Here is a 5,918-nt window from a genome sequence, read left to right on the forward strand (position 1 = left end):
GTTAGAGTAGATAATAGTAAAAAGAATCTATGGAATAAAAACGAAGTAATAGTTAAATTTATAGAGGAAAAAGAGTTAGAGATGGCAGGTTTAGGAAGAGTATTAGTAAGAACATCTGGAACAGAACCAATAGTGAGAGTAATGGTTGAAGGAAAAGAGATGGCAACAGTTGAAAAAGTAGCTAAAGAAATAGCTGCAGTTGTTGAAAAAGAGTTAATTTAGGAGAGAAAATGTATTATAAAAATTTTTCAAAAGTTTATGATAAGTTTATGCAACATTGCGATTACGATCAGTGGGCTGATTTGATAAAGGATAAAATTAAAGAATCGGGAGTTGAAGGTAAAAAATTACTAGATTTAGGGTGTGGAACAGGAGAAACACTTCTAAGATTAAAAGATGATTTTGATTGCTCAGGATTAGATCTATCAGCAGATATGTTAACAATAGCTAATAAAAAATTAAAAAATAAAAATGTTAAGTTATTTTTAGGAGATATGAGAGAGTTTAATACGGGTGAAAGTTATGATATAATAGTGTCACTTTTTGATACAGTGAACCATTTAACATCATTAAATGACTTAGATGATTTAATGAGTTCAATATATAATAATTTGAATCCAGGTGGTATTTATATTTTTGACATTATAGATAGAGAATTTATGGATAAAATGTTTCCAGGTGGTGTATATTACGATGATAGAAAAGATATGACTATTATTTGGGAACATTTTAGAGAAGATGAATTAGATATTGTAGAAGCAGTATATTTTGTTAAAAATAGAGCAGGACATTATGAGAAATTAAAAGAACTATATGAAAAGAGAATATTTGAAGAGTTCGAAATTAGAAAAATTATTGAAAAAAATAATTTAAACTTGTTAAGTATTGGTAAAAATGATAGAATAGCAGGGCAAAGGTTTTTTTACATGGTAAAAAAATAATTTTTTTCTTAAGGAAGTGAAAATTCATGGTGTTTTTTAATAAGGACTTTATGCATTATTTTTCACTGCTTGGGTTTTTAGGGTTTGTAATAATTGGAAATATAGGAGTTTTTATTCTTATATATAAGCTAATAGAAAAATATTTTTTTAAAAGCACGCCATTATTTATTTTCTTCGTTATAGTAGGTATATTTAGTGCATTTTATAACGCTTATAAATTAATAATGAAAAAATAAGGTTGAGTGATATATGGATGAGTTAAAAAAAATAATAAAACGTGGGATTATAGCTGCAATAGTAGTTTTAATATACGGAGTGTTATCAGGAAATAAATATGTTTATATAGGCATGTTTTCAGGAGCAATTTTATCAGTAGTTGGGTTTTATATGATATGTCTTGATGCAAAAGCAAGTTTAGCTTCAAACTCTCCATTCAAAGTTGGAGTAATAGGATATTTGAAAAGATATTTTTTATACGGGATATTTCTAGCACTGGCTACAAAATTTTATGGTTTTCCAATGTTAGTTAGTGGAGTTATAGGTTTATTAAATATTAAGATTAATATTTTAGCTATAACTTTATTTAACAATATAAAAAAGTTTAAATCTAAGTATTTAAAATAAACTATTGAAAGGAGGCGAAACTTATGAGAATAGGACCAATAGAGTTTATTACCCCACCATTAGTAGAAGGACCTGCAGTAATGTTCTACATACCATTACCAGATTTTTTACATCAAATTCCATTTTCTATGGAGTATGCTGATGGAAAGTTTGGATTACCAGTTACAATAACTGTAATAAGTACATGGTTTGTAATATTAGTGTTAACACTTTTATTTAAAATGGGAACAAAAAAATTAGAGATGATTCCAGGAAGAGCACAAGTTGCAGCTGAATCAGTTTATGATTTTCTACATGGTATTATTCATCAAATGTTAGGAGGATGGACAGCAAAGTATTTCTCATATCTAGCTACATTATTTTTATTCATACTAGGATGTAATTTACTTATGTTTGCACCAATTCCTTGGGGAAGCTTTGAAGATGGAGTGTTTGCTATAGCACCTGCATTTAGAGCACCGACAGCAGATCTTAATACAACAGTTGGATTAGCGATGTTAACTACAGCTACATTCTTAGGAACTAGCATCAAATTAAATGGTATACTAGGATATTTCAAAGGGTTATTAGAACCTATGCCATTTATGCTACCTATTAATATAGTAGGAGAATTAGCAAAACCAACAAATATTTCTATACGTTTGTTTGGAAATATGTTTGCGGGAATGGTAATAATGGGGCTTATTTATAAAGCAGCACCAATGGTTATTCCAGCACCGTTACATCTTTATTTTGATATATTTAGTGGAGTAGTACAAAGTTTTGTATTCTTAATGCTAAGTATGGTATATATTCAAGGTTCATTAGGGGATGCAGAGTGTCCCAATGATTAATAAAAACTAACAAGATTAAATTTTAAAATAACTAGGAGGTAAATGATTATGGATTTAATGTTAGCAAAAACTATAGTATTAGCAGCATCAGCAGTAGGAGCAGGATGTGGAATGATCGCAGGTATAGGACCAGGAGTTGGACAAGGATACGCAGCTGGTAAAGCAGTTGAGGCAGTAGCTAGACAACCAGAAGCTAAAGGAGATATCATTTCTACAATGGTACTTGGACAAGCGGTATCAGAGTCAACAGGTATCTATTCATTAGTAATTGCACTAATCTTATTATATGCTAACCCATTCGTAGGAATGTTAGGATAATTTTTTATAAAATACATCAAATACTTTTAGGAAGGAGGTAGAAGACTTGGCACCAACAAATATGCCTGCAGTATCGATAGATATTAACATGTTTTGGCAAATAATAAACTTCTTCATTTTAGTGTTTATATTTAATAAATACTTTAAAGCTCCATTAATGAAGTTAATGGACACAAGAAAAGAGAAGATTGCAGCTGAATTCTCAGAAGCTCAAAAGAACAATGAGGATGCTGCATTAAAAAATAAAGAAGCTCAAAAAATATTAAAAGATGCTAAAGATGAAGCTACAAAAATAGTTCAATTAGCAGAAAAGAAAGCTGATGAAAGAAAAGAAATTATCATTTCTGAAGCGACTGTTCAAAGAGACAAAATGCTTAAATCAGCAGAGCTAGAAATTCAAAAGATGAAACACGCAGCTAAGAAAGAGCTAGAGGTTGAAATGAACCAATTAGCAGTAACATTAGCTGAGAAGATAATAAAAGAGAATTTAAACTCTGATTTAGAAGCTGCCCTAGCTGACAAATTTATAGATGAGGTAGGGGGAGTAAAATGATAGGAAACCAAATTGGTAAAAGATATGCAGAAGCAATATATGAAGTTGCTGTGCAAAAAAATGAAGTTAAATCAATATATGATGTATTAAATGCTACTATGGAGCTTTATAAAACAGATGTTGATTTTAGAAACTTTATAACTCACCCTCTAATTAAAGAGAGTGAAAAAAAAGAAACTTTACAGAAAATTTTCTCAGATTCTAATGAAGGAGTAGAAATTCTTTTCTATATTTTAGAAAAAGGAAGAATTGCACAAATTAGAGAGATTGTAGCAGAGTATGTAAAGTTAGATTATGCAAAAAATCAAATTTTAGATGTTGAAGCTACATTTGCAGTTGCTTTAAGTGATGAGCAAAAAGAGAAACTTTCTAAAAATCTTGAAAATAAAACAGGTAAAAAGATAAAGCTAGTAGTTAATGTAGATAAATCTCTAATAGGTGGAGGAATTATCAAAATAGGTGATGAGGTAACAGACGGAAGTATCCGTAGACAATTAGAAACTCTAACACAAAAATAAAAAACTACTTGTAAAATTAGGAGGTGTAATCAGTTGAAAATCAGACCAGAAGAAGTAAGTAATATAATCAAAACTGAGATCGAGAATTACAAAAAGAGTCTTGATGTCAAAACTTCAGGTTCTGTATTAGAAGTAGGAGACGGTATCGCTAGAATCTACGGATTAAGCAGTGCAAAAGCGGGAGAGCTTTTAGAGTTTCCTAACGGAATAACAGGAATGGTTCTAAACCTAGAAGAGGACAACGTTGGAGCAGTTATACTAGGGGACTATACAAAGATTAAAGAGGGAGACGAGGTTAAGGCTACAGGAAGAATTGCCTCAGTTCCAGCTGGAGAATCTTTGTTAGGAAGAGTAGTTAACGCTTTAGGAGAGCCAATTGATGGAAAAGGTGAAATAAAGTTTGAGAAATACATGGAGATAGAAAGAAAAGCTTCTGGTATTATCTCAAGAAAACCAGTATCTGAGCCTTTACAAACAGGTATCAAATCAATAGATGGAATGGTACCTATTGGTAGAGGACAAAGAGAGCTTATTATCGGAGATAGACAAACTGGTAAAACAGCAGTTGCTATTGACGCAATCTTAAATCAAAAAAATACAGGAGTAAAATGTATCTATGTTGCAATTGGTCAAAAAAGATCAACAGTTGCTCAGATTGTTAAGAGATTAGAAGATGCGGGAGCTATGGAATATACTATAGTTGTTGCAGCAACAGCTTCTGAATCAGCTCCTTTACAATATTTAGCACCATACTCAGGAGTAGCTATGGGAGAGTACTTCATGGATAAAGGTGAAGCAGTTTTAATAGTTTATGACGATCTTTCAAAACATGCAGTAGCATACAGAGAAATGTCTCTATTATTAAAAAGACCACCTGGAAGAGAAGCTTACCCAGGAGACGTATTCTATCTTCACTCAAGATTACTTGAGAGAGCTGCAAAGTTATCTGATGAATTAGGTGGAGGATCAATAACTGCTCTACCAATAATCGAAACTCAAGCAGGAGACGTATCAGCGTATATCCCTACAAACGTTATTTCAATAACAGATGGACAGATATTCCTTGATGCACAATTATTTAACTCTGGATTTAGACCAGCAATCAATGCCGGAATATCTGTATCAAGAGTTGGAGGATCTGCACAAATTAAAGCTATGAAACAAGTTGCTGCTAAAGTTAAGTTAGAATTAGCTCAATATACTGAGTTATTAACATTCGCACAGTTTGGATCAGATTTAGATAAAGCTACAAAAGCTCAATTAGAAAGAGGGCATAGAATTATGGAAGTTTTAAAGCAACCACAATACAGTCCTTATCCAGTTGAAGAGCAAGTTGTATCATTCTATACTGTAATTAACGGTTTCTTAGATGATATCGCTATTGCAGATGTAAGAAGATTCGAAAAAGAATTAATTACTGAAATGAGAAATACAACAACTATTTTAGATGAGATCGTTGAGAAGAAAAGCTTAGATAAAGATCTTGAGGCTAAAATTGTAGAAGCTATAGTAGCATTTAAAAAGAATTTTAATTAAAGAGAGGTGGGCAAATGGCTGGAACTAGAGAGATAAAAAATAGAATAAAAAGTGTTCAGTCTACTCACCAAATTACAAAGGCCATGGAAATTGTTTCGACTACAAAATTTAAAAAGTTTTCAACAATAGTAGCTCAATCAAAGCCATATTCAGAAAGTATAGCTAAGATATTACAAAATATTGCGGCAGGTGTAAAAAGTGAAAAACATCCACTTTTTGATGGTAGAGATGATGTAAAAAAAGTTGGAGTTATTGTTATGTGCTCAGATAGAGGACTAGCAGGAAGTTTCAACAGTAATACATTAAAAGCACTAGAAAGATTGATTGCTGAAAATAGTGGGAAACAGGTCTCTGTAATTGCAGTTGGAAAGAAAGCTAAAGAATACTGTGCAAAGAGAAATTACGATGTAAAGGCTGAATATATACAACTAATTCCTGAAACTATGTTTGACAAAGCGAAAGAGATTAGTGAAAATATTGTTGAATATTACTATAACAACATTTTTGATGAAGTATATGTAATATATAACAAATTTATATCAGCTTTAGTAAGTGATCTAACAGTAAGTAAATTAATTCCTATAGAAAGAGCTGA

At 31.4% G+C, this 5,918-nt stretch carries 9 protein-coding genes and 1 pseudogene; all 10 read left to right on the top strand.

Annotation, left to right across the window (positions count from 1 at the left end; genetic code table 11):
* Window positions 1–222, top strand: a pseudogene (locus tag Q0V08_RS10125) (phosphoglucosamine mutase); the annotation flags it as partial.
* 8 nt (window positions 223–230) lie between these two features.
* Window positions 231–941, top strand: coding sequence for a class I SAM-dependent methyltransferase (locus Q0V08_RS10130; RefSeq protein WP_297434446.1), 711 nt, complete (start codon window positions 231–233; stop codon window positions 939–941).
* Between the two features lie 50 nt (window positions 942–991).
* A complete protein-coding gene (locus Q0V08_RS10135) occupies window positions 992–1,177 on the top strand; it encodes an AtpZ/AtpI family protein (protein ID WP_297434458.1) in 186 nt (61 codons plus the stop codon).
* Window positions 1,178–1,190: 13 nt separating this feature from the next.
* Entirely contained in the window at window positions 1,191–1,565 is a 375-nt protein-coding gene (locus Q0V08_RS10140; RefSeq protein ID WP_297434449.1) for an ATP synthase subunit I, read from the top strand.
* A gap of 23 nt (window positions 1,566–1,588) precedes the next feature.
* The gene (gene atpB, locus Q0V08_RS10145) at window positions 1,589–2,398 is read left to right on the top strand and encodes a F0F1 ATP synthase subunit A (protein WP_297434451.1); all 810 of its coding nucleotides are present in this window, start codon (window positions 1,589–1,591) and stop codon (window positions 2,396–2,398) included.
* A gap of 48 nt (window positions 2,399–2,446) precedes the next feature.
* Window positions 2,447–2,716: an ATP synthase F0 subunit C gene (gene atpE, locus Q0V08_RS10150; RefSeq protein ID WP_040407557.1), complete on the top strand. Its 270-nt coding sequence runs from the start codon at window positions 2,447–2,449 to the stop codon at window positions 2,714–2,716.
* Between the two features lie 46 nt (window positions 2,717–2,762).
* Window positions 2,763–3,269, top strand: a complete 507-nt coding sequence (atpF, locus tag Q0V08_RS10155; RefSeq protein ID WP_051364176.1) for a F0F1 ATP synthase subunit B — start codon at window positions 2,763–2,765, stop codon at window positions 3,267–3,269.
* On the top strand, window positions 3,266–3,787 hold the full coding sequence (gene atpH, locus Q0V08_RS10160) for an ATP synthase F1 subunit delta (RefSeq protein ID WP_297434454.1): 522 nt from the start codon (window positions 3,266–3,268) through the stop codon (window positions 3,785–3,787). The genes atpF and atpH overlap by 4 nt, the downstream gene beginning before the upstream one ends.
* A 33-nt stretch (window positions 3,788–3,820) precedes the next feature.
* Window positions 3,821–5,323 (top strand): F0F1 ATP synthase subunit alpha, encoded by a 1,503-nt coding sequence (gene atpA, locus Q0V08_RS10165; RefSeq protein ID WP_023051174.1) that lies wholly within the window; start codon window positions 3,821–3,823, stop codon window positions 5,321–5,323.
* A gap of 14 nt (window positions 5,324–5,337) precedes the next feature.
* A partial coding sequence (locus Q0V08_RS10170; protein ID WP_297434456.1) for a F0F1 ATP synthase subunit gamma occupies window positions 5,338–5,918 on the top strand: 581 nt, incomplete at its 3' end.

Origin of the sequence: uncultured Cetobacterium sp. (genome assembly GCF_947038635.1) — a bacterium.
Classification (GTDB): Bacteria; Fusobacteriota; Fusobacteriia; order Fusobacteriales; family Fusobacteriaceae; genus Cetobacterium_A.